At 59.8% G+C, this 23,340-nt stretch carries 21 protein-coding genes; 20 read left to right on the forward strand and 1 reads right to left on the reverse strand.

Annotated elements, in window-relative coordinates; genetic code table 11:
• The first annotated feature begins 67 nt into the window (after positions 1–67).
• From ACW9HW_RS03460 to ACW9HW_RS03540, 17 genes are all read left to right on the forward strand, one after another.
• The gene (locus tag ACW9HW_RS03460; RefSeq protein ID WP_457398376.1) at positions 68–382 is read left to right on the forward strand and encodes a hypothetical protein; all 315 of its coding nucleotides are present in this window, start codon (positions 68–70) and stop codon (positions 380–382) included.
• Positions 379–3,318 (forward strand): bifunctional [glutamate--ammonia ligase]-adenylyl-L-tyrosine phosphorylase/[glutamate--ammonia-ligase] adenylyltransferase, encoded by a 2,940-nt coding sequence (glnE, locus tag ACW9HW_RS03465; RefSeq protein ID WP_457398378.1) that lies wholly within the window; start codon positions 379–381, stop codon positions 3,316–3,318. Before ACW9HW_RS03460 ends, glnE begins: the two co-directional genes overlap by 4 nt.
• A gap of 130 nt (positions 3,319–3,448) precedes the next feature.
• Positions 3,449–4,483, forward strand: a complete 1,035-nt coding sequence (gene waaF / locus ACW9HW_RS03470; protein ID WP_095192187.1) for a lipopolysaccharide heptosyltransferase II — start codon at positions 3,449–3,451, stop codon at positions 4,481–4,483.
• Position 4,484: 1 nt separating this feature from the next.
• On the forward strand, positions 4,485–5,546 hold the full coding sequence (gene waaC, locus ACW9HW_RS03475) for a lipopolysaccharide heptosyltransferase I (protein ID WP_137804179.1): 1,062 nt from the start codon (positions 4,485–4,487) through the stop codon (positions 5,544–5,546).
• Positions 5,546–6,667: a glycosyltransferase family 4 protein gene (locus tag ACW9HW_RS03480; RefSeq protein WP_457398382.1), complete on the forward strand. Its 1,122-nt coding sequence runs from the start codon at positions 5,546–5,548 to the stop codon at positions 6,665–6,667. The genes waaC and ACW9HW_RS03480 overlap by 1 nt, the downstream gene beginning before the upstream one ends.
• On the forward strand, positions 6,668–7,474 hold the full coding sequence (rfaP, locus tag ACW9HW_RS03485) for a lipopolysaccharide core heptose(I) kinase RfaP (RefSeq protein WP_457398384.1): 807 nt from the start codon (positions 6,668–6,670) through the stop codon (positions 7,472–7,474).
• Positions 7,474–8,208: a lipopolysaccharide kinase InaA family protein gene (locus tag ACW9HW_RS03490; protein ID WP_457398387.1), complete on the forward strand. Its 735-nt coding sequence runs from the start codon at positions 7,474–7,476 to the stop codon at positions 8,206–8,208. The genes rfaP and ACW9HW_RS03490 overlap by 1 nt, the downstream gene beginning before the upstream one ends.
• A complete protein-coding gene (locus tag ACW9HW_RS03495) occupies positions 8,205–8,957 on the forward strand; it encodes a lipopolysaccharide kinase InaA family protein (protein WP_095192182.1) in 753 nt (250 codons plus the stop codon). The genes ACW9HW_RS03490 and ACW9HW_RS03495 overlap by 4 nt, the downstream gene beginning before the upstream one ends.
• Complete coding sequence (locus tag ACW9HW_RS03500; RefSeq protein WP_457398391.1) at positions 8,957–10,408, forward strand: lipopolysaccharide kinase InaA family protein; 1,452 nt, start codon at positions 8,957–8,959, stop codon at positions 10,406–10,408. Before ACW9HW_RS03495 ends, ACW9HW_RS03500 begins: the two co-directional genes overlap by 1 nt.
• A 210-nt stretch (positions 10,409–10,618) precedes the next feature.
• On the forward strand, positions 10,619–10,966 hold the full coding sequence (locus ACW9HW_RS03505; RefSeq protein ID WP_170948609.1) for a YceK/YidQ family lipoprotein: 348 nt from the start codon (positions 10,619–10,621) through the stop codon (positions 10,964–10,966).
• A 153-nt stretch (positions 10,967–11,119) separates the two neighbouring features.
• Entirely contained in the window at positions 11,120–12,877 is a 1,758-nt protein-coding gene (locus ACW9HW_RS03510; RefSeq protein ID WP_095192180.1) for a carbamoyltransferase family protein, read from the forward strand.
• A complete protein-coding gene (locus tag ACW9HW_RS03515) occupies positions 12,861–13,991 on the forward strand; it encodes a glycosyltransferase (RefSeq protein ID WP_457398394.1) in 1,131 nt (376 codons plus the stop codon). Before ACW9HW_RS03510 ends, ACW9HW_RS03515 begins: the two co-directional genes overlap by 17 nt.
• Entirely contained in the window at positions 13,991–14,887 is an 897-nt protein-coding gene (locus ACW9HW_RS03520) for an antimicrobial resistance protein Mig-14 (protein ID WP_457398396.1), read from the forward strand. The genes ACW9HW_RS03515 and ACW9HW_RS03520 overlap by 1 nt, the downstream gene beginning before the upstream one ends.
• 8 nt (positions 14,888–14,895) lie before the next feature.
• Positions 14,896–16,326: a PIG-L deacetylase family protein gene (locus ACW9HW_RS03525; RefSeq protein ID WP_457398399.1), complete on the forward strand. Its 1,431-nt coding sequence runs from the start codon at positions 14,896–14,898 to the stop codon at positions 16,324–16,326.
• Complete coding sequence (locus ACW9HW_RS03530) at positions 16,323–17,279, forward strand: glycosyltransferase family protein (RefSeq protein ID WP_457398402.1); 957 nt, start codon at positions 16,323–16,325, stop codon at positions 17,277–17,279. The genes ACW9HW_RS03525 and ACW9HW_RS03530 overlap by 4 nt, the downstream gene beginning before the upstream one ends.
• Before the next feature lie 39 nt (positions 17,280–17,318).
• Positions 17,319–18,086, forward strand: a complete 768-nt coding sequence (locus ACW9HW_RS03535) for a glycosyltransferase family A protein (RefSeq protein WP_137804190.1) — start codon at positions 17,319–17,321, stop codon at positions 18,084–18,086.
• Positions 18,076–19,242, forward strand: coding sequence for an O-antigen ligase domain-containing protein (locus ACW9HW_RS03540; protein WP_457398405.1), 1,167 nt, complete (start codon positions 18,076–18,078; stop codon positions 19,240–19,242). The genes ACW9HW_RS03535 and ACW9HW_RS03540 overlap by 11 nt, the downstream gene beginning before the upstream one ends.
• A 37-nt stretch (positions 19,243–19,279) precedes the next feature.
• On the opposite strand, the gene ACW9HW_RS03545 is transcribed toward ACW9HW_RS03540, so the two are convergent.
• The gene (locus ACW9HW_RS03545; protein ID WP_095192173.1) at positions 19,280–19,921 is read right to left on the reverse strand and encodes a BUD32 family EKC/KEOPS complex subunit; all 642 of its coding nucleotides are present in this window, start codon (positions 19,919–19,921) and stop codon (positions 19,280–19,282) included.
• A gap of 116 nt (positions 19,922–20,037) precedes the next feature.
• Between ACW9HW_RS03545 and msbA the strand changes: the two genes are divergently transcribed.
• The 3 genes from msbA (at position 20,038) to cysC (ending at position 23,327) form a co-directional block, all read left to right on the forward strand.
• On the forward strand, positions 20,038–21,837 hold the full coding sequence (msbA, locus tag ACW9HW_RS03550) for a lipid A export permease/ATP-binding protein MsbA (protein WP_218274025.1): 1,800 nt from the start codon (positions 20,038–20,040) through the stop codon (positions 21,835–21,837).
• A 187-nt stretch (positions 21,838–22,024) separates the two neighbouring features.
• Complete coding sequence (locus ACW9HW_RS03555) at positions 22,025–22,729, forward strand: sulfotransferase family 2 domain-containing protein (RefSeq protein ID WP_095192171.1); 705 nt, start codon at positions 22,025–22,027, stop codon at positions 22,727–22,729.
• Complete coding sequence (gene cysC, locus ACW9HW_RS03560) at positions 22,722–23,327, forward strand: adenylyl-sulfate kinase (RefSeq protein WP_457398409.1); 606 nt, start codon at positions 22,722–22,724, stop codon at positions 23,325–23,327. The genes ACW9HW_RS03555 and cysC overlap by 8 nt, the downstream gene beginning before the upstream one ends.
• The last annotated feature ends 13 nt before the right edge of the window (positions 23,328–23,340 follow it).

Genomic DNA, 23,340 nt, shown 5'->3' on the forward strand with positions numbered 1-23,340 from the left:
GCTCCAGGGCGGAAAGGCTACCAGAATCGGTTGCCTGAGTTAGCGACTGGCCTTGTGGGCAGACGTTATGAATTCTTGGATTGCCGATAGGTTGTTCCGGCGGCGTGTAGTTTTACTACAAATCATCCGGCATTTCAGCTATCCGAATGTATATACGAGTAGTAAAACTACAGAAGAGCGGCTTGTGGCCTCCGACTACGTTGTGAGAATAATCGTTAAGGTTGGAATTTTGCTAACCAAAAAAGGTGAGAGCTTGATGCTGGCTGCCAAAAAAAAAGAGATTTCAGCTATTTCTAACCTTTGTTCGACAGTCGATCAGGTAGTGCGTTTCGTTAAATCACTACATACAGCCCTCTACACGCCGATCAAGGATAGACCATGAGCCTTCCTTCGCTTGTCGAACTGCCAGCCATTCTGCTGCCGTTTGTCACCCGCGCGCAGCAGTCGTTGCGCGCCGCCGTTGCGGCTTTGGATAACGACCATGGCTTATCCGAATGGACGCCTGAGCGTTGGGAGCAATTTGCCCGCGTGACGGCTGCCAGCGACTTCGTGACCGAACAAAGCGTGCGTGACCCACTGATGCTTCTTGAGCTGGTGCAGTCCGGCGAACTGGACCGTCACTACGCTCCCGGCGAGTTGTGCGCGCAGATCGCTGCGGCAGTGAGCGTCGCTGAAGCCGACGACCAGCTCGGCCGGGCGCTGCGTCGCCAGCGCGCGCGTCACCAGGTGCGGATCATCTGGCGTGACCTGACCCGCCAGGCCGATCTGGTCCAGACCTGCCGCGATCTCTCTGACATGGCTGATGCCAGCATCGATCAGGCTTATCAATGGCTGTATGTGCGACATTGTCAGCAGTTTGGTGTTCCGACCGGTCGACGCAGCGGCGAACCGCAGCAGATGGTTATCCTCGGCATGGGTAAGCTTGGCGCGGTGGAACTCAATCTGTCGTCGGACATCGATCTGATTTTCGCCTACCCCGAGGGCGGCGAAACCGTTGGCGTAAAGCGCTCGCTGGACAACCAGGAATTTTTCATCCGTCTCGGCCAGCGCCTGATCAAGGCACTGGATCCGATGACCGTCGACGGCTTTGTGTTCCGTGTCGACATGCGCCTGCGACCCTACGGTTCGTCGGGTGCGCTGGTCCTGAGTTTCAATGCACTGGAGCAGTACTATCAAGACCAGGGCCGCGACTGGGAACGCTACGCGATGATCAAGTCGCGGGTGGTGGCCGGCGATCAAGTAGCCGGCGCGCAATTGCAAGAGATGCTGCGCCCGTTCGTTTACCGGCGTTATCTGGACTTCTCGGCCATCGAAGCCCTGCGCACCATGAAGCAACTGATCCAGCAGGAAGTCCGGCGTAAAGGCATGGCCGACAACATCAAGCTTGGCTCTGGCGGCATTCGCGAAGTCGAGTTTATTGCCCAGGCGTTCCAGCTGATCCATGGTGGCCGTGACCTGAGCCTGCAACAACGTCCTCTATTGAAAGTGCTGAACACACTGGAAGGCCAGGGCTACCTGCCGCCAGCAGTGATCAATGAATTACGCGAAGGTTACGAATTCCTGCGCTACACCGAACACGCGATCCAGGCGATTGCCGACCGTCAGACCCAGATGCTTCCCGATGGCGCTCAGGATCAGGCGCGCATTGCCTTTATGCTGGGCTTCGCCGATTGGACGGCTTTCCACAAGCAGCTTATGTACTGGCGCGGTCGTGTGGCCTGGCACTTCGGCCAGGTGATCGCTGATCCGGATGAGGAGCAGGGCGCCGAAAGCGAAGTCGTGGTGGGCGGTGAGTGGCTGCCATTGTGGGAAGAAGCCCAGGATGAAGAAGCGGCCTGCCGGCAGTTGCAGGAGGGTGGTTTCGCTGATGCCCCCAAAGCCTTGAAAGCCTTGGCCAGTCTGCGCAGTAGTCCGCAACTGCGGGCCATGCAACGACTGGGGCGCGAGCGCCTCGATGCCTTTATTCCGCGTTTGCTCGCCCAGGCCGTGGAGCACGCCAACCCGGATCTGGTGCTGGAGCGGGTATTACCCCTGGTGGAGGCGGTGGCGCGTCGCTCCGCTTATCTGGTGCTGCTGACCGAAAACCCCGGCGCGCTTCGACGCTTGCTGACCTTGTGTGCCGCGAGCCCGTGGATCGCCGAGCAGATCACGCGATTCCCGTTGCTGCTCGACGAACTGCTCAATGAAGGTCGGTTGTTCAAGCCGCCCCTGGCGCCGGAACTGGCCGCCGAGTTGCGCGAGCGCCTGACGCGGATTCCCGAGGATGACCTTGAGCAGCAAATGGAAGCCTTGCGCCATTTCAAACTGGCGCACCGCTTGCGGGTGGCCGCCTCGGAAATCGCCGGTAGCCTGCCATTGATGAAAGTCAGTGATTACCTGACCTGGCTCGCCGAAGCGATTCTTGAGCAGGTGCTGGCCCTGGCCTGGCGCCAGACCGTGGCCAAGTACGGTACGCCGTTGCGCACCGATGGCACCCTGTGCGATCCCGGCTTCATCATTGTCGGTTATGGGAAAGTCGGTGGCCTGGAGCTGGGGCATGGTTCGGATCTGGACCTGGTATTCATCCACGATGGCGACCCGCAGGCGGAAACCGACGGGCCGAAGTCTATCGATGGCGCGCAATTTTTCACCCGGCTTGGGCAGCGAATCATCCACTTGCTCACGGCTCAGACCAACTCCGGTCAGCTGTATGAAGTGGACATGCGCTTGCGGCCATCCGGCGCATCGGGGTTGCTGGTGAGTTCGCTGGGGGCGTTTGCCCGTTATCAGGAGGGCGAGGCCTGGACCTGGGAGCACCAGGCGTTGGTGCGGGCGCGGGTGTTGGTGGGTAGCGAGGATGTCGGCCGGGCATTCGAGCAGGTCCGCGCAGCGATTCTGGGCAAGACGCGGGATCTGCCGACCTTGCGCCAGGAAGTGAGCGAGATGCGCGCCAAGATGCGCGATAACCTGGGCAGCAAGAGCACTGCTGCCGGTACCGGGGCAAATGCCTTCGAGGCCACGGCACCGTTTGATCTCAAGCAGGATGCCGGAGGTATCGTCGATATCGAATTTATGGTGCAATACGCGGCCCTGGCGTGGTCGGAAACTCACCCGCCATTGCTGCGCTGGACCGACAATATCCGCATTCTGGAAGAGCTGGAACACGAAGGGCTGATGCCCGCCGAAGATGCCAGCCTGTTGCGTGAAGCCTATAAGGCCTATCGCTCCGCCGCCCACCGGCAGGCCTTGCAGAAGGATCCCGGGGTGATAACCGGCGACCAGTTCGCGGATGAACGGCGACAGGTCATGCGGATCTGGCGTGAGCTGGGGCTAAGCTGAACAGGATGTTTGAAACACCGAGTACCCAATGTGGGAGCGAGCCTGCTCGCTCCCACAGAAGATCTGCAGTTTTTGTAGAATCATCGAGGCGGGGAGGCGTATGCCTCCCCGGTTCGTTTTTGGAAGCCACATGAAAATTCTGATCGTTGGGCCCAGTTGGGTCGGTGACATGGTGATGGCGCAGACACTGTTTCAGTGTCTTAAACAGCGCCACCCGCAGTGCGAAATCGACGTGCTGGCCCCCGAATGGAGCCGGCCGATACTTGAGCGCATGCCCGAAGTACGCCAGGCCTTGAGCTTCCCGCTCGGCCACGGTGCACTGGAACTGGCGACGCGTCGGCGCATCGGCAAATCCCTGGCCGGCCAGTACAGCCAGGCGATCCTGTTGCCCAATTCCCTGAAGTCGGCACTGGTACCGTTTTTTGCCGGTATCCCCAAGCGCACCGGTTGGCGTGGCGAATTCCGTTACGGCCTGCTCAACGACGTGCGCACGCTGGACAAAGAGCGTTACCCGCTGATGATCGAACGCTTCATGGCGCTGGCTTACGAGCCCGGCCTTGAACTGCCCAAACCCTATCCGCGACCCAGTCTGCGGATCGACCCGGTGACCCGCGAAGCGGCACTGGCCAAGTTCGGTCTGGTGCTGGATCGTCCGGTGCTGGCGCTGTGCCCGGGTGCAGAGTTCGGTGAGTCCAAGCGCTGGCCGTCCGAGCACTACGCCAAGGTTGCCGAAGCGAAGATTCGCGAGGGTTGGCAGGTCTGGCTGTTCGGTTCGAAAAACGATCACGCGGTGGGCGAAGACATCCGTTCGCGGCTGATTCCCGGCTTGCGTGAAGAATCGGTGAACCTCAGTGGCGGCACCTCGCTGGCCGAGGCGATCGATTTGATGTCGTGCGCCGACTCGGTCGTTTCCAACGACTCCGGCCTGATGCATGTCGCCGCTGCGCTGAACCGTCCGCTGGTGGCGATCTACGGCTCGACGTCGCCGGGCTTCACGCCACCACTGGCCGAGCATGTCGAGATCGTGCGCCTGGGCATCGAATGCAGCCCGTGCTTCGATCGCACGTGCCGTTTTGGTCATTACAACTGCCTGCGTCAGCTGATGCCGCAAGCGGTGAACGAAGCCTTGCAGCGTTTGCAGGGTACTGTGGTCGAGGTCAAATAGTTTGCGGGTACTGCTGATCAAGACTTCATCGCTGGGCGACGTGATTCATGCGTTGCCGGCGCTGACCGATGCTGCGCGGGCCATCCCCGGCATCACCTTCGACTGGGTGGTGGAAGAAGGCTTCGCCGAAATTCCCACCTGGCACCCGGCGGTGGGCAAGGTGATTCCGGTGGCTATCCGTCGCTGGCGCAAGAACATCTGGCAGACCATCAAGAGCGGCGAGTGGAAGCGTTTCAAGCAAAGCCTTCGCGCCACGAAATACGATCTGGTCATCGATGCCCAGGGTCTGCTCAAAAGCGCGTTACTGACCCGCTACGTCAAGGCCCCGGTTGCCGGTCTCGACAAGGACTCCGCCCGCGAACCGATTGCCGCGCGTTTCTATTCCCGGCGCCTGGCCGTGGCCCGTGGGCAGCATGCGGTGGAGCGGGTGCGTCAACTGTTCGCCGTGGCCCTGGGTTATGACCTGCCCAAAGGCCTGGGCGACTATGGCCTGAACGTCGAGCGGCTGGTGGAGCTGCCACGCAAGAATCCGTACGTGCTGTTCCTGCACGGCACCACCTGGGACACCAAGCACTGGCCGGAAGCCTACTGGCGCGAGCTGGCCGAGCGTGTCGGTTACCTGGGGGTCGGGGTGAAACTGCCTTGGGGCAACGCGATCGAGAAGGCCCGCGCCGAACGCATCGCAAAGGACTTGAAGCACGTCGAAGTGCTGCCCAAGCTGAATCTGGCGGGTGTCGGCAAAGTGCTGGCCGGGGCTCAAGCCTGCGTGGCGGTGGACACCGGCCTCGGTCACCTGGCCGCGGCACTGGATGTGCCGACGCTGTCGCTGTTCGGCCCGACCAACCCCGGCCTGACCGGTGCCTACGGCAAGTCGCAGATTCACCTGGCCAGCGATTTTCCCTGTGCGCCGTGCCTGCAAAAGAAATGCACCTATCAACCGACGGCCGAAGATGCCCGTCAGTTTGATCTGAAACGCGAGTGGCCACTGTGCTTCACGCGTCTGAACCCCGAGCGTGTCGCCAGCAGACTGAGCACGTTGTTACTGGCTGAGGAGCTGCGCTGATGCAATTGGCATTTGTCCTGTACAAATACTTTCCCTTTGGTGGCTTGCAGCGCGATTTCATGCGCATTGCCCTGGAGTGCCAGAAGCGCGGCCACCAGATTCGCGTCTACACGCTGATCTGGGAAGGCGACGTGCCGCCAGGGTTTGAGGTGCTGGTGGCACCGGTCAAGGCGTTCTTCAATCACCGTCGCAATGAAAAGCTCAGCGAGTGGATGGAGGCTGACCTGGCCAAACGGCCGGTGGACCGTCTGATCGGCTTCAACAAGATGCCCGGCCTGGACGTTTACTACGCCGCCGACGGTTGCTTCGAAGACAAGGCGCAGAACCTGCGCAACTCGCTGTACCGTCGCTGGGGCCGTTACCGTCACTTCGCCGAATACGAGCGCGCGGTGTTCGCCCAGGACGCCAAGACCGAAGTGTTGATGATTTCCGAAGTGCAGCAACCGCTGTTCATCAAGCATTACGGCACCCCGCTCAAACGCTTCCATCTGCTGCCGCCGGGCATCGCCCAGGACCGCCGCCGGCCCGCGGATGCGGACGAGATTCGTGCCGGGTTCCGCGCCGAATTCAACCTCAAGGACGATGAGCTGCTGTTGGTGCAAATCGGCTCGGGGTTCAAGACCAAGGGTGTCGATCGCAGCCTCAAGTCGCTGGCGGCACTGCCCGCCGAGCTGAAAAAGCGTACGCGGCTGTTTGTAATCGGCCAGGACGACCCCAAATTATTCCAGATGCAGAGCGCCACATTGGGGCTTGGTGACAACGTGACGTTCCTCAAGGGGCGCAGTGATATCCCGCGTTTCCTGTTGGGCGCCGATCTGTTGATTCACCCGGCGTACAACGAAAACACCGGCACCGTGCTGCTTGAAGCGCTGGTGGCCGGGTTGCCGGTGCTGGTGAGTGCGGTCTGTGGTTATGCCCATTACATTGCCGAGGCCGATGCAGGCCTGGTATTGGACGAGCCGTTCGAGCAGGCACAACTGACGCAGTACCTGACCGGCATGTTGAACGACGCTCAAGCACGGGCGGCCTGGAGCCGCAACGGTCTGGCCTTCGCCGAAACGGCCGACCTCTATAGCATGCCGCAGCACGCGGCCGATGTGATTCTGGCGGAGCACGCTTAAATGAAGTTGATGCTGGCTGAACCGTTCAAGAGCCTCTGGGCCGGACGCGACCCGTTCGCCGAAGTCGAGGGGCTCAAGGGCGAGGTGTACCGCGAACTTGAAGCTCGCCGCACCCTGCGCACCGAAGTGAACGGCAACGGATTCTTCGTCAAGATCCACCGTGGCATCGGCTGGGGCGAGATCTTCAAGAACCTGCTCACCGCCAAGTTGCCGGTACTCGGTGCCGGCCAGGAGTGGAAGGCCATCCAGCGCCTGCAGGAAGTCGGCGTGCCGACCATGACTGCCGTCGCTTACGGCGAGAAGGGCAGCAATCCGGCGGATCAGCATTCGTTCATCGTCACTGAAGAGCTGGCGCCGACTATCAGTCTTGAAGACTTCAGCATCAACTGGGTCAAGCAACCGCCGGAGCCAAGACTCAAGCGCGCCCTTATCGCCGAAGTTGCACGCATGACCGGCATGATGCACCGCGCCGGAGTCAATCATCGCGACTGCTATATCTGTCACTTCCTGCTGCACACCGATAAACCGGTGACGGCGGAGGACTTCAAGCTCTCGGTGATCGACCTGCACCGCGCCCAGACCCGTCCGACGATCACCCAGCGTTGGCGCAACAAGGATCTGGCGGCGCTGTACTTTTCGGCTTTGGATATCGGTTTGACCCGTCGCGACAAACTGCGCTTCCTCAAAGGTTATTTCCAGCAGCCGCTGCGGCAGATTCTCGGTGAAGAAGCCGGGCTGCTCACTTGGCTCGAAGGCAAGGCCAACAAGCTCTACGACCGCAAACAGCGATACGGGGACGCGCTCTGATGGCGGGTTGGACACTGGAACCTGCTTACAGCGATCTGGCCGCAGATTTCGGCAGCCTTGACGCTGTGTTTGCGTTACAGGGCGAGCGCCTGACCCACGACCCGCTGTCCGAGGTCATTCGCGTTCAGCGCAACGGCGTCAACTACTACGTCAAACGCTACGTGGGCGCCGGCAAAGGCTTGCGGCGCTACATCGGCAAACCGCGGGTGAAGATGGAATGGCAAAACCTCAAGCGCTTTGCCAAGTGGGGCATTCCCACTGCCGAAGTGGTGGCGTGGGGACTGGAGCGGCGAGGGGCAACCTATGATCGCGGGGCGATGATCACCCGTGAGTTGCCGAACACCGAAGACTTGTCGGCCCTGGCCGAACGGCACGACCCGAAACTTGCGGACCGTGCCTGGGTCGATGCCGTCAGTCGCCAGTTGGCCGACTTCACCCGGACCATGCACGAACATCGCTTTACCCATAACGATTTGAAGTGGCGCAACTTGCTGATCGACGATCAGGCCAGGTTGTTCCTGATCGACTGCCCCAATGGCGATTTCTGGCGCGGCTTCTGGCTCAAGTACCGCATCACCAAGGATCTGGCGTGCCTGGACAAGGTCGCCAAGTATCAATTGTCGGCTACCCAGCGCCTGCGCTTTTACCTGCAATACCGCCAAAGTACCCGGCTGACAGTCGCCGACAAAAAACGGATCCGGCACGTGGTGAGATTTTTCGAGGGACGCGAATGACTGACTTTCTGGCTGCTGAAGACCGTGCGCTGCTCGAGCGTCACGGCCTCGGCACGTTCGACGCACTCTGGACCCGGCAGCTCGATGCCGTGGACGAACCCAACACCCTGCGCGGTGGCTGGAGCAGCGTGTTTCGGCTGGATCTGGAAGGTCACGGCTTCTACCTCAAGCGTCAGAGCAACTATCAGATGCACACCTTGCACGCGCCCTTTGGCGAGCCAAGTTTCGCCCGGGAATTTCGCAACATCAGTCGCTATGAGGCGCTCGGCATTCCAGCGCTGAAGGCGGCGTTCTTCGGTGAGCGCAAGGTCGACGGTGAAGTCCGGGCGATTTTGCTGACCCGTGCCCTGGACGGTTGGGATGATCTGGATTCGTTGCTGCAGCGCTGGTCGGATCTGAGCGAGGCGCAACACACCGCCATCCTGCAAGCCTGCGGGAAACTGGCCCGGCGCCTGCACGGCAAGCGTCAGGTGCACGGCTGTTTTTATCCCAAGCACATTTTTCTGTGCGCCACCGGCGATGGCTATCAGGCCCAGTTGATCGACCTGGAAAAGACCCGTCCGTTGCTGCTGGGTCGGCGCGACCGGGTCAAGGATCTGGAGCCGCTGCTGCGTCGGGCGCCGGAGTGGAGCGAAGCACAGTTGCGCATTTTGCTGGCCGCCTATCTGGATCAGTCGCAAGACAGTTCGTTGATCGATAGCTGGTTGGCTCGCTTGACCTCGCGGCGCAGCTATAAGGAGAAGCGCTGATGCGTTTGTCGGAGTTGAAAAACGCTGGCCGCAGCCCGTCATTGCCGTTGAGTCTTACTCTGGCAGATGCCGCCGGGCCTGCTGACTTGCAATTGCTGAGCCTGTTGCGGGTGCTGCCCGGGCAGCGTTATGTCGGTGCCGGTGTCTGGCGGGGCCGCCCGGTGCTGGCCAAATTGCTGGTCGGCAGCAAAGCGGCGCGGCATTTTCAGCGAGAGCTGGAGGGCGTGCGCCTGCTCGCAGCGCAAGGCCTGACCACGCCACTGCTGTTGGCAGACGGTCTTAAGGACGGCGAGGGTGGCTGGTTGCTGTTCGAGTTTCTGGAAGGCGCTGCAAGCCTGGGCGATGACTGGAAGCAGGTCGAACACTTGCCGGCGCTGGCCGATGAGCAATCGGCGGTTCTGGCCGAAGCCTTGGGCGCGATCGGTCAAATGCACCGCAAAGGCTTGTGGCAGGAAGATCTGCACCTGGACAATCTGCTGCGCCAGGGCAGTCGACTGTATTTGATCGATGGCGCCGGGATCTGCGCCGAAACACCCGGCCAGCCACTGTCGCGGCAGAAAGTCCTGGAAAACCTCGGGGTGTTTTTCGCCCAGTTGCCCAAGGCGCTGGAGCCGTTCACTGAAGAGTTGCTGGTGTACTACCTGCTGAGCAATGGCGAACATGCCTTGCCCATGGAGGCGCTGCAGAAACAGATCGACAAAGTGCGTAGCTGGCGCCTCAAGGACTTCCTGACCAAGGTTGGCCGTGAGTGCACGTTGTTCAGTGTCCGGCGCAGCGCGTTCGGCTTACAGGCCATCCGTCGCGAGGAAGAAGCGGCGATGCTGCCGGTACTGGCGCAGGCCGACGCCTTGCTCGATCAGGGGTACCTGTACAAGACCGGCGGCGCGGCGAGCGTCGGCAAGGTCGAAGTGGATGGTCGCACGCTGGTGATCAAGCGCTACAACATCAAGGGTTTTGCCCACTGGCTCAAGCGCTTCTGGCGCCCCAGTCGCGCCTGGCACTCCTGGCGTGAGGGCAATCGCCTGGCGTTCCTCGGCATTGCAACACCCAAGCCCCTGGCGTTGCTGGAGAAGCGTTTTCTCTGGCTGCGCAGCCGCGCCTACCTGATCACCGAGCATCTGTCGGGGCCGGACATCATCGAGCGCTTCGCCCCCTTTGTAGAAAGTGGCGATGCGCCCGAGACGGAGTTGGCCGCGCTGGATCATCTGTTTGCCGAACTGATACGCGAGCGCATCAGCCATGGTGACTTCAAGGGGCACAACCTGTTCTGGCAGGATGATCGCTGGGCGCTGATCGATCTGGATTCAATGTGCCAGCACGGTTCGCTTGCCAGCTTCGCCCCGGCGTACACGCGGGATCGGGCGCGGTTCATGCGCAACTGGCCTGAAGCCAGTGCCCTTTATCAAGTCATTGATCAGCGTCTTCCCAAGGACATCTCCAGCGCTGACTGAATCGCTTTCGCGAGCAGGCTCGCTCCCACCCGGGATCGCGTGCGGCCGGGCTCTCCTGTGGGAGCGAGCCTGCTCGCGAAGAGGTTGGATTGGTCGCCAGGGATCAGGGGACAAGCTCTTATGAACCTTCCTACACAATCTTGGGAAGCCATGAACTGTGGCCTGAGCAGCCACGATGCTAGTTTGCCTGACGTTCTCGGAGGGCAGACTTTGACAATCAGAATGGCAGTCGCATCAGGCGCAATCTCACTGGCCTTGACCGGTTGCGGGACCGTTGCAACGGTGTTGCAGGATGATGCCGAAGCCGCCCAGGGGCTCCGCCGGCAAAAAACCTACTGTCAGTCCATCCCGCGGGTCTACAGCGGCCTGGCTTACGATTTTTGTGTACTGAACGCGCCACCCGATCCCACGGGAATCCTCGTACCGCTCGTTTTGCTGGACCTGGCTTTGTCTGGCGGTCTGGATACCGTTGTCTTGCCGTACACGATTTACCGGCAGACCGTGAATGGCAACATCCTCATTTACTGGCGGCCCGCGCGCGGCTGGGGAGCCTCTTAAGCACCACGCGCCTTCTTGCCGTTTGCAGCTAGAGGCTTGCCGCTGCTTTTAAGCTATAATCCCGCCCTTTAGCTGCCTCGCGCTCCTTGCGAAGGCACATCATTTTTTGAGGCGCCACTGCGCCTGCATGCAGACTAAAGAGGCTAGACCCCTGTGGCATTGACGATTCTTGGCCTGTCCGGCGCCCTTAGCCATGATCCTTCCGCAGCCTTGTACATCGACGGCAAGCTGGTCGCGGCGGCTGAGGAAGAGCGCTTCGTACGCGATAAACATGCAAAGAACCGCATGCCTTACGAATCGGCAAAGTTCTGCCTGGAACAGGCTGGTATCAAACCTTCCGACGTTGACGTGGTAGCGATCCCGTTCGCTCCGATCAGCCTGTTCGGCAAGGCGCGCTGGCACTACGCCAAGCGTTACTGGTACGCCCCGGACCGCGCCCTCGACGCGATCCTGATGGGCAACCGTCGCTACAAGCGCTATCGCAACAAGATTGTCTGGTGCCTCGAGCAACTGGGCTTCGATCCAAAGAAAATCAAGATCGAGCCGGTCGAGCATCACCTGGCCCACGCCTCCAGCGCCTACCACTGCTCCGGTTTCAAAGAGAAAACCGCGATCCTCGGGATCGACGGCAAGGGTGAGTACGCCACGACCTTCTTCGGTTACGGCGAAAACGGCAAGATCCACAAGATCAAGGAGTTCTTCGATCCTGACTCCCTGGGCGGCCTCTACGGCGCGATCACCGAGTTCCTCGGTTTCGAGATGCTCGACGGTGAGTTCAAGGTCATGGGCATGGCGCCGTACGGCGACGCCAGCAAGTACGATTTCTCGCGCCTGGCCTCGTTCGAAAATGGTGAGTTGGTGATCAACACCGATTACGCCAACGTCATCGGCCTGCGCCGCTATAAAGAAAAGGGCAAGGGTTTCTACTTCTCGCCGAAGTTGATCGAATGGCTGGGTCCGAAGCGCGAAGGCGACATCGCCGACGAGCCTTACATCCACTACGCCGCGAGCATGCAAGCACTGTTCGAGAAACTGGCGTTGCAGATGATCGACCATTACCTGGGCGATGTGCTCAAGGAAACCGGCAAGCTGGCCTTCGCCGGCGGCTGTGCGTTGAACGTCAAGCTGAACCAGAAAATCATCGCTCGCGACGACATCAAGGAACTGTTCGTACAGCCTGCGTCCGGCGATGCCGGTACCGCAGTCGGCGCCGCCGCCTATGTATCCCACGCCCGTGGCGTACCGGTCGAGAAGATGGAACACGTCTACCTCGGCCCCTCGTACAGCAACGAAGACGTGATCGCAGCCTGCGCCCGTCATGCGAACAAGCCTGCGTGGCGCAAGCTCGACAACATGCCGGAGCAGATCGCCAAGATCATGGTCGACGGCAATCCGGTGGCCTGGTTCCAGGGCCGCATGGAGTTCGGTCCGCGCGCATTGGGTGGTCGTTCGATCATCGGTTGCCCGAGCGTGGCCGGCGTGGCCGATCGCATCAACCACCAGATCAAGTTCCGCGAGCGCTGGAGGCCTTTCTGCCCGTCGATGCTCGACACCGTCGCGCCACAGATGATCAAGATCGATCACCCGGCGCCCTTCATGACCTTCACCTTCGAAGTGGCTGAGGAGTGGAAAACCCGCGTACCGGAAGTCGTCCACGAAGACGGTACTTCCCGCGCCCAGGTGCTCAAGCGCGAATACAACCCGCGCTACTACGACATGATGAAGGCGCTGGAAGTCCTGACCGGCAACGGTGTGTCGCTCAACACTTCGCTCAACCGTCGTGGCGAACCTATGATCTGCTCTCCGACGGACGCCTTGAACATGTTCTTCGGTTCGGATCTACAGTATCTGATCATGGAAGACATCCTGGTGGTCAAAGAGGGCGCGAACGCATATGACACGCTCGGCTGAACGCCATGTGCTGCAGTTCTGCCACGGCTATGACGGCCCGTTTCTGGACTGCGCCCGGCAGTACGCCAGCCTGTTCGCGGGGACTGGCTATCGCGTGACCACGGTTTTTCTGACCGGGGTCGCCGATGCCGAAGTCGCCGCGGGGTGCGCCTCCGATGAAGTGTTGTTCATGGAGTACAGCTCCAGGGCCATTCGTGGCTTGAAGCTGGGAGCCATTGGCGATCTGCGCAAGATCGCCGCTTCACGCAATTTCAGTTTCTGCATCGCCCATCGCTTCAAGCCGATCTATATCGCCTTGCTCGGCACCTCGTTGCCGGTGATTGGCGTGCATCACGCGTTTGACGATTACAAACGTGGCTCGCGCAAACTGTTCGCGCATATTTTCCGCAAGCGTCTGAGCCTGCTTGGGGTGTCCGACGCGGTGCGCGATGACATGCGCAGTTGCCTGCCGAAATGGCCGGCAGCGCGGATTCGAACCCTCTATAACCGCATCGATGTACAGGCCTTGCAGGACAGTCAAGTGTCGGCGAGCGAGGCACGGGAAGTACTCGGCCTGGCGGCGGATGCCTGGATTGTCGGCAACGTCGGGCGACTGCATCCGGACAAGGACCAGGCCACGCTGCTGGACGGTTTTGCTGCGGCGCTGCCGGGCTTGCCGGCCAACAGCCAGTTGGTAATCCTCGGCAGCGGTCGTCTGGAGGAGGAGCTCAAGGCCCAGGCCCGCGAGCTGGGGATTGGCGACCGCGTGCTGTTCCTCGGCCAGGTGCCCGAGGCGCGACGTTATTTCCGTGCCTTCGATGTGTTTGCCCTGAGTTCCGATCACGAACCGTTCGGCATGGTGCTGCTCGAAGCCATGGCTGCCGGCGTACCGTTGCTCGCTACCGCGTGTGGTGGGGCGAAAGAAGTGGTCGAAGGCGTGGGCATTCTGTTCCCGCTGGGCGATGCCGAACACCTGGCGCAAGGGCTGCAACATCTGGCCGCGATGGATGAAGGTCAACGTCACCAATGCGCCGAACTGATGCTCGACCGCTTGCGCGAACGTTTCTCCGACCGCGCGGTACGCGATGCTTTCTGGCATTTGCCACACGTTATCGAACTGGCACCGAGGGGCTGATGCTCAACCGATTTCAAGGCTGGCGCGAACGTGGCTGGTCGGTAGCCGATGCCTCTACATATGCCGAAACCTGGCAGCGTTATGGTGGCAGCGTCGCGACTCATCCAATGGTGGTCGAGCGCCTGGCGCAGTTGGCCGATATTCCGGTGCGTTACCTGGCCTGGGAGCAAAATGGCGAAATCAAGGCGGCGATTCCGACATGGGGCCGCGACCTTGCATTGTCCAAGGACGTACTCAAGCGCAGCGGAAAGAAAGGCCTGTTCGACCTTGGCAATGCCGAGATCATCTTGCCGGCCGCTGAAAATACACAGGCCCCCCTGCGTCATCGCGGTCGTTATTTGTCGGCGCTGAACGAAAGCCGTTTTACCGGCATCAAGTTGCAGGCCGAACAACTGGCCATGGCCCGCACACCCGAAGAACTGTCGAAGAAGTTTCGCTACAACCAGCGCCGCGAACTGAGGCTGCTGGAAGAGGCGGGTGGCTTGATACGACCTGTGTCGGAGTTCTCCAGTGCCGAGCTGGCAGCGATTTACTGCGACCTGTTTCTGCGCCGCTGGGGTTTCCCGGCGACAGGTGCCGAGCGCATGGCCGAGGTTATCGAGCTGTTGCGCGAGTTGCTGATCGGCTCGGTGATTTTCCTCAATGATGCGCCGATTGCGATCCAGCTGGTGTACCGCGTCGAGACGCCACAGTGGATCAGTGTCGAGTACATCAATGGCGGCGTCGACCCTGAAACCCGCGAATTCAGCCCTGGCAGCGTGCTGAGTTTTCTCAACACCCAAAGCGCCTGGGAGCATGCCCGGGCGCTGGACAAGCCCTTGCGTTTTTCCTTCGGTCGCGCCGACCGGGAATACAAGGATCGCTGGTGCAACCCTGTGCCGGTCTACACCGTGTGAGTCAACCTATGAGCCGCAAGCAGCAATTGCTCAAGCGTCATCGCCGCAACAAGCGCATCGGTCTGCTGATCGCAGTGGGGCTGTTGGTTGTAAGTGGTGTAGTGGTGGCCTGGTGGCTGCCGCTGGTACTCGCGGCTCTGGGGTGGATTGCCCATGAGGCCTGGTTTGCCGACCACCTGTTCTATTCGCCCCAAGACGATTATCAATACAGTTTCCCGCCCTACACGCCGCAACCCAAGGTTCATCTGAGTGGCGATCGCCTGCGGCTGGACGATGGCGTCATGCTGGTTGATGACTCGACGCTGGTGTTGGCGTTGCGCATCAAAAGCACGTGGTTGGGGCGATTCATTGATCCGGTCGTCGAGATGTCCGGCGGTGATAACCCGGACCGACAAACCTTCGAGCGTGGCGTGAACGGCCTGCGTTACCTCAACCTCAGCGGTCAGGCACAGGTGTTGTCGCGCGGGGAGTTGCGCCTGCGTGGGCGTTTCTGCCGGCTGTTGGGCGAACCTGTGCTATGGGCATTCGAGCATCCGGATTACAGTCGTCAGCGGGTGATGGTCATTGCACCCCATGCCGATGACGCGGAACTGGCTGCCTTCGGGTTGTACAGCCGCGCGAGTGAAAGCTGGATCGTGACCCTGACCGCTGGCGAGATCGAAGCCGAGCACTATCGGCAGATGGGGCTTGAAGGTGTCGAGGCGTCGCGGTTGAAGGGGGCACTTCGCGCCTGGGACAGTATCAGTGTGCCGTTGTGGGGCGGTGTTCCTCAGGAGCGTTGCATCCAGCTGGGTTATTTCTGTCTGCAATTGCCTGCGATGCAGGGCGCGCCGGCCGAAGCCGCGGCGTCCCGCGAGGCCCAGCTTGGCGATACCCGGTACTTTCGCAAGTTCAATCCATTTACCTTGGGCAGTGATGTCGATGGAGTGCCGTCCTGGAACAATCTTTTGGCCGATTTGCGTGAGCTGATCGAGCGCATCCAGCCCCAGGTCATTGTTTTGCCACATCCGCACTTCGATCCGCATCCGGACCATCTATGCTCACAGCAGGCGGTGATGCAAGCGCTGCTCGGCACAGCCTGGCAGCCAGAAATCCTGTTGCATTACGCCAATCATTTGCACGACAACGATCGCTGGCCAATGGGCGATGCAGGCACGGGTGTCGCGCTGCCACCGCAGTTCGATGCTGTCGAGCCCTTGCGGCCATGGACACCTTCTTTGTCGACTGAAGTGCAGTGGCACAAGGCTATGTCTTTGGGCATGATGCACGACCTTCAGCCCCGGCTGCCCCTCAAACGCCTTCTTCGCCGGGCCATTCAACGTTGTCTCGCAGGCCGACGCTGGCCAGCTTTTGGTGAAAACGAATTTTTCCGTAAAACAGTGCGACGCCACGAGTTGTTCTGGGTCCAAGAGTTGACTGGCAAGAGAGAGCCCAATTGAAAGTTCTGTTTCTGGTGCAGAAAGAGCAACGAGCGATCCTCGATCGACTGTATGACGGTATTGCCGAGCAGTGCGACTGCGACAAGCGTGAGCTGACCAGTGCCGAGCAGGACGACTTGCGCGGTTATTTCCGCAAGCATGTCGATGTGACCCTCTATGACCGGATCGTGTTTTTCCTGCGCTTCAAAAAAGAAATCAGACAGGTGCGGTTCATACAGACGCTGCCCAATCTGGTTATTCTGGAGCACGATGCCTATCAGAATTACATCCCGTGCAAATACACCGGCAAATTCAGTGCGCATTACCGTAAATTGCCGTGGGCGCGGGTGATCAGCTCGGGTTTTATGGTCAGCCAGCGTTTGCGTGACGAGGGCTTTGACGCGCATTTCGTGCCCAAAGGCTACGACCAGGCACTGCTGCAAAACCGTCAGCGCGAACGGGATATCGAATTGGGTTTCGTCGGCAGTCTCAACAGCGTTGCTTATGCTGGACGCAAGGAGATGCTCGAGTCCGTTGCCGAAGTCGAAAACCTGTTGATCACGCGCACCAAATCGGGCGAGGAATACTGTGAAACGCTGAGCCGGATCCGTTACTTCGTCAGTGCCGATGTGGGTATGGGCGAGTACATGATCAAGAATTTCGAGGCCATGGCCTGTGGTTGTGTGCTGTTTGCCTACGATCAAGGGGAAGAAGAGAATCGCGCCTTGGGTTTCGTCGACATGCACAACGTTGTGCTCTATCGAACCCGCGACGAGCTTCGGGAAAAACTGGCCGTGCTGCGCGAATCTGCGCAACTGACCGAGGCCATTTCATTGGCCGGACAAGCGCTGGTAGAGCAGCGTTATACCTTCCGTGCGGTGGGGCATGCGATTGTCGAGGCGATGCGTGCACCATTGCGCGAGCGGACTCCACTGAGCTGGAAAGAAAAATTACGCGTGTCGCTAGGGCTGTGAGGCCGGGCGATTCAACAATCAAGGGTGCGGTGTAAACACATGCTGTTCAGCGAGACTAGCGACATTTCGGTCGTCATCACCAGTTGCGGTCGCTTCGATCTGTTGAAGCGAACCCTGGAGACCTTTGACCGGTTCAACACGGCTCCCATCCGTAAAGTGTTCATTACCGAAGACTCTGGCGACCGTGCCGTAGAGGCTTGTATTCCGGAACACTGGAGGGCGCATACCCAGTTTTTCATCAACAATCCGCGCCTGGGTCAGTTGAAGTCCATCGATGCTGCCTATGCTCAGGTGCAGACGTCGTGGATTTTCCACTGCGAGGATGACTGGGACTTCTATCGCGAAGGGTTTATCGAAGAGTCCCAGTGCCTGCTGGAGGAGGATCCACAGGCGCTTCAGGTGTGGCTACGCAGCTTCAATCACGACCTGATGGTCCACAGTCCTTATGTGTTCCTCAACGAACGCAAGGTCAGCCACGGCATTCCTTTTTATGTGCTGGGCTCGCAAAAGGCAGACTGGCAGGGCTTTTCCTTCAATCCGGGCCTGCGGCGTCGTGCGGACTACCTGGCCCATGCGCCGTATTCCGCGTTCTCTGGAGAAAAAGACCTGTCGCGCCTGTATGCCGCGCAGAACCGCTATGCGTTGATTCTGGAAAACGATGCGGTACTGCACACGGGCTTCGGTGAACACGTAGTGGTTCCGCAGGAGCGCGTGAATAAATTGCGACGTAAACGTCTCGATCGACTCAAACTGATCGCGGCCCTTGTTTTTGGTCTTGTAGCAGGTTGGGTGCTCCATGGGATCTAGCGGCGTGAAGCCAGGAAAGATCACCGTCACGTCGTATTTCGGAGCAGTGCTCTGCCTGTTCTTGCTGAGCTTTGTGGTGGGCTGGTCCTCGAAGTGGACCAACAATCTGTTCTACGGCCTGATGGTCGTGCCGGGCCTGGTGTTCCTGATCAAGGAGCGAGGCGCAGGCTTGTTCAGGCAACCGCTGGCGCTGGGCTGGCTGGCGTTCATCCTGTGGTTTCTGGTGCCGGCAGCCATTGCCGGGCAGATGCAGTTTTTCAAGCATGTGTTCTACGTGATGATGTTCGTCATGGTCGTGGGGGCCTTCAGCGATCCAAGGTTTTTCCGCAGTCCAGGGTTTGTGCGTGCGCAGTTCTGGATCCTGGCGTTGTATATCTTCTGTTGCGCCCTCTACAGTTGGTTCACCAATGAATATGCAATCGGCAGCCGGGTGGCGCTGCTGCCGGCACGCTTACAGAACGTCATCTACGCCAGTATCTGGCTGCTGTGCGCACTGGCGCTGGCATTGCCGTGCTGGTTCAGGGAGCGTCGCTGGATCGAAAGCGCACTGGCCATCGTCTTTTCGCTCTTTGCGGTGACCTTTGTGCTGCAAACGCGTACAGCGTTTGTCGGGGTCGCGTTTCTGCTGGGCATATGGTTGCTTTATGGGCTCTACCACCAGCCGCGACTGGTTGGCAGCATGGTGGCGATCAGTCTGGTGGTTGTCGGTGTGCTGCTCCTGATCGTGCACGACGAAGTCTGGTTCCAGTCGCTCTGGACCCGTGGCGATTCATATCGCATCGAACTCTTCCACATCATGGTGGGCGAGTGGCGGAACTGCGGCTGGATGCTGGGTTGCGGCGTTAATTTCCACACCGATCAATTGCTCGATGGCTGGATGCCGATCCAGCACCCGCACAACATCTTTGTGGCACTGGGGTTGTACAGCGGCGCGGTGGCTCTGGTGTTGTTTATCGGGCTGATGGCGGCCACGCTGTGGCAGGCCTGGCGTCTGCGTGATGCCTGGGGCATGTACCTGGCGTGTGCGCTGGTCATGCTGAACTTTGATGGCAGCTTGCTGATCGGCAACCCTGACGAGTTGTGGCCGCTGGTGCTGCTGCCTGGGGCAATGATCCTCGGGCGAGTGCTCAAGGCGCAGCGGATCGCGCTGGCATGAACCTGACCTTCGCCTCCTCCCCGGAGGCGAAGGTAGGTCATTTTTGCAGGGCGCTGTTCAGTTCTTCCGGGGAACAGATGCTCTGGGTCTGGCCATAGTGTTGCATGAAGACTTCTCCACGCCTGTCGAGCAACCATTGCCGATCCTGCGGGTAGCGCACCATGTGTTTGAAATTGCGCAGCCGCAGGGTCTTGCGTAGTGGACGGCGATATACCCGCAAATCGGCAATGTCGATCAGGCCCAACTGATGTTCGGGCGTGAGTACGATGTTGCCCAGATGCGCCGAGCGGAAATAGATCCCGCGTTCATGCAAGGTGGCCATGAAAACCCCAAGCTGACCCCGCAGCGGATCGGCATCGCCCTGGATATCCAGCAGCTGACGCAAGGTCTGCCCCGGCAGCGGATCGTAATGCACGGCATCACGGGCGATACTCGGGATGCGATAGACCTGGCGGATTGAGGGGCAGGGAATCTGCCGTTCACGCAACGCATCGCAATTGTCGGCGAACCTTTTGGCGTACGGATACCAGGCGGCTGAAGTCAGCAGGCGCTTGCGACGAAACAGTTTGAGGATCGAGCCATCCGTCAGCCGCAAGACCTTGTCCCCCGAACCATCCGCTTCAAGGACTTGTGCTCCCTCGCGCAGGGCAAGGTATCGGGTGTGATCAAGCGCTTGCATCAATACTCCGGGGTTCGACGCCATGAGGCATGGATAGCCGGCCATGTTACCGCAGCTCAGCGACTAAAATGGCCTGTGTTACACTCGCTGGCTCTTTTCTCATACAACGGGTTCTCATGACTAGCCCTGATTCGCCTGCGCCGTCGAGCTTGAAGATTTACCTGCGCCTGCTGTCGTATGTGCGTCCGTACTGGGGGATGTTTGCGCTCAGTATCGTTGGCTTTGTGATTTTTGCCTCGACGCAGCCGATGCTGGCCGGCATCCTCAAATACTTCGTCGATGGCCTGAGCAACCCTGAAGCGGTGCTCTTCCCCAATGTCCCCTATCTGAAAGACCTGCAGCTGCTGATGGCCGTGCCATTGCTGATCATTCTGATCGCTGCGTGGCAAGGCCTCGGTTCGTTTCTTGGCAACTACTATCTGGCGAAGGTCTCGTTGGGGCTGGTCCATGACTTGCGCGTCGAGCTGTTCAACAAGTTGCTGGTACTGCCCAACCGTTATTTCGATACCCATAACTCCGGGCACCTGATTTCGCGCATCACCTTCAACGTGACCATGGTCACCGGTGCCGCCACGGACGCCATTAAAGTGGTCATTCGTGAAGGCCTGACCGTGGTGTTCCTGTTCGCCTACCTGCTGTGGATGAACTGGAAGCTCACCCTGGTAATGCTGGCGATCCTGCCTCTTATTGCGGTCATGGTGAGCAGTACCAGCAAGAAATTCCGCAAGCAGAGCAAGAAGATCCAGGTGGCCATGGGCGATGTGACCCATGTGGCTTCCGAGACCATCCAGGGCTATCGCGTGGTGCGCAGCTTCGGCGGCGAGAGCTATGAAGAGCGCCGTTTCGCCGCCGCCAGCCAGGGCAATACCGACAAGCAATTGCGCATGACCAAGACCGGTGCGGTCTATACGCCCATGCTGCAGCTGGTGATCTATACCGCCATGGCGGTGTTGATGTTCCTGGTGCTGTTCCTGCGCGGTGATGCCACCGCCGGTGACCTGGTGGCCTACATTACTGCCGCGGGCTTGCTGCCCAAGCCGATCCGGCAGTTGTCGGAAGTCAGCTCGACCATCCAGAAAGGCGTTGCCGGTGCCGAAAGCATTTTCGAACAGCTGGACGTCGAACCTGAAGTCGATAACGGCACGGTCGAGCGTGATCGCGTCGAAGGACATCTGGAGGTGCGCAACCTTAGCTTCACTTATCCAGGGACCGAGCGTGAAGTGCTGAAGAACATCAGCTTCACGGCGGCGCCAGGGCAAATGATCGCGCTGGTCGGTCGCTCCGGTAGCGGCAAGTCGACCCTGGCCAGCCTGATTCCGCGTTTCTATCATCACGACATCGGCGAAATCCTGCTCGATGACGTCGAAATCGAAGACTATCGCCTGCGCAATCTGCGTCGACATGTGGCGCAGGTCACGCAGCATGTGACCCTGTTCAACGACACCATTGCCAACAACATCGCCTACGGTGACCTGGCTGGCGCTCCCCGCGCCGACATCGAAAAAGCCGCCACCGATGCCTACGCGATGGACTTTATCTCGCAAATGCCCGAAGGCCTGGATACCCAGGTCGGTGAAAATGGCGTGTTGCTGTCCGGCGGGCAGCGTCAACGCCTGGCGATTGCCCGTGCGCTGTTGAAGAATGCACCGCTGTTGATCCTCGATGAGGCAACGTCGGCACTTGATACCGAGTCCGAGCGTCACATTCAGGCTGCACTGGATCAGGTCATGAAAGGTCGCACCACACTGGTCATTGCCCACCGTTTGTCGACTATCGAAAAGGCCGACCTGATTCTGGTGATGGACCAGGGACAGATCGTCGAGCGCGGCACTCACACGCAGTTGCTGGCGCAGAATGGCTACTACTCGCGTCTGCACGCGATGGGCCTGGACACACCGGCCGAAGACATCGCCTGACCCCGACAACAGGGTGGGCCCGGCTCACCCTGTTGCACTGCCGACGTGCAAAGCGTCCGCAGACTTGTATCCAGATCCTTACGTTTCTTGACCAAACCTGAATAAATCCCGGCAGCGCGCTTGTTAAGGTTCCTGAACGAATTTTGACTTCAATCGTAAGGGTCATCCCTTTCGCGCGGGTGCTGCAATGTTGCAACGATATCTCTGGAAGCTGTTGCCCAAGACGCAACGGCATTTCTTGCTGGGCCGGCTGTCGGTCGTGGATCGTCAGGTGGTGAACAAGTCGATGTCGGCAAGTTCGCGTTACCCACGGCCCTTCGCGCAGCGTTCCTGCCTGTTCATCCACGTGCCCAAATGTGCTGGCAGCAGTATCTGTGCTGCGTTGTTCGATGGCTGGAGCCCCGGACACCTGCCGTTGTACTGGTACGAGCAGCAATTTCCCGAACAGTTTGCCAGCAGCTTCAAGTTTGCCTTTGTTCGCGATCCGCTGGAGAGGGCTTATTCGGCCTACGCTTTTCTGCGGGGCAATGCATTGAGCCAGCGTGACCAGGCTGCGCAAAAGCTGGTCAGCCACTACCGCGACTTCGACGATTTCGTTGCGCGCTGGCTGCACCCGGAAACGATCCGGCAGCAAGTGCATTTTGCCCCGCAGACCGACTTCCTCACCGATTCCCTTGGGCATCTGGCACTGGATTTCATTGGATATCAGGAAGACCTGGAGCGGGACTTCCGCCTGGTGTGCGAACAGTTGGGGCACGGGACGCCGTTACCTCATATCAATGGTTCGGATCATCGAAGCCCCGGTCCTGCCCGGGAATTCTGTTCGACGCGAACCCGTCGTCTGGTTCGTCGGGTATACCAGCGTGATTACGAGTTGCTCGGTTATGAATGAAGTGCTGCCGATACCGGATCCGGGGATCAGGCCCTATGCACTATCGCTGTCGAGCGCCGAACGTGCCGCGCTCAAGTCGCAACGTCCGCGGTGTCTTTGGCTGACAGGGTTGTCGGGGGCGGGCAAATCGACCCTGGCCAATGCCCTGGAGCTGCAACTCAATCAACGTGGACTGCACACCTTTGTGCTTGATGGCGACAACCTGCGAGCCGGTCTTTGCCGTGATCTGGGCATGGAGGCCGACTGTCGTCGGGAAAACATCCGGCGTATGGCCGAGGTGGCGCGACTGATGGTGGAAGCCGGCCTGATTGTAATTGTGGCGGCGATCTCGCCGTTCCGGGTCGAGCGTGAGGCGGCGCGGCGGCTGTTCGCCGAGGGCGATTTCATTGAAGTGTATGTGAGCACGCCGTTCGCGGTTTGCGCACAGCGCGACCCCAAAGGCTTGTACCTGGCGGCCCGGCAAGGACGGATCAAGGACTTCACGGGCGTCGATAGCCCATATGAAGCCCCGCGGCATGCGGAGTGCGAGATTGATACCCAGACGCTGGATATGCCGCAGGCGTGCCAGCGCATGACGGAGATTCTGCTCAAAAATTGACCGGAAAACTACG

Source organism: Pseudomonas sp. SDO5532_S415 (assembly GCF_054071155.1).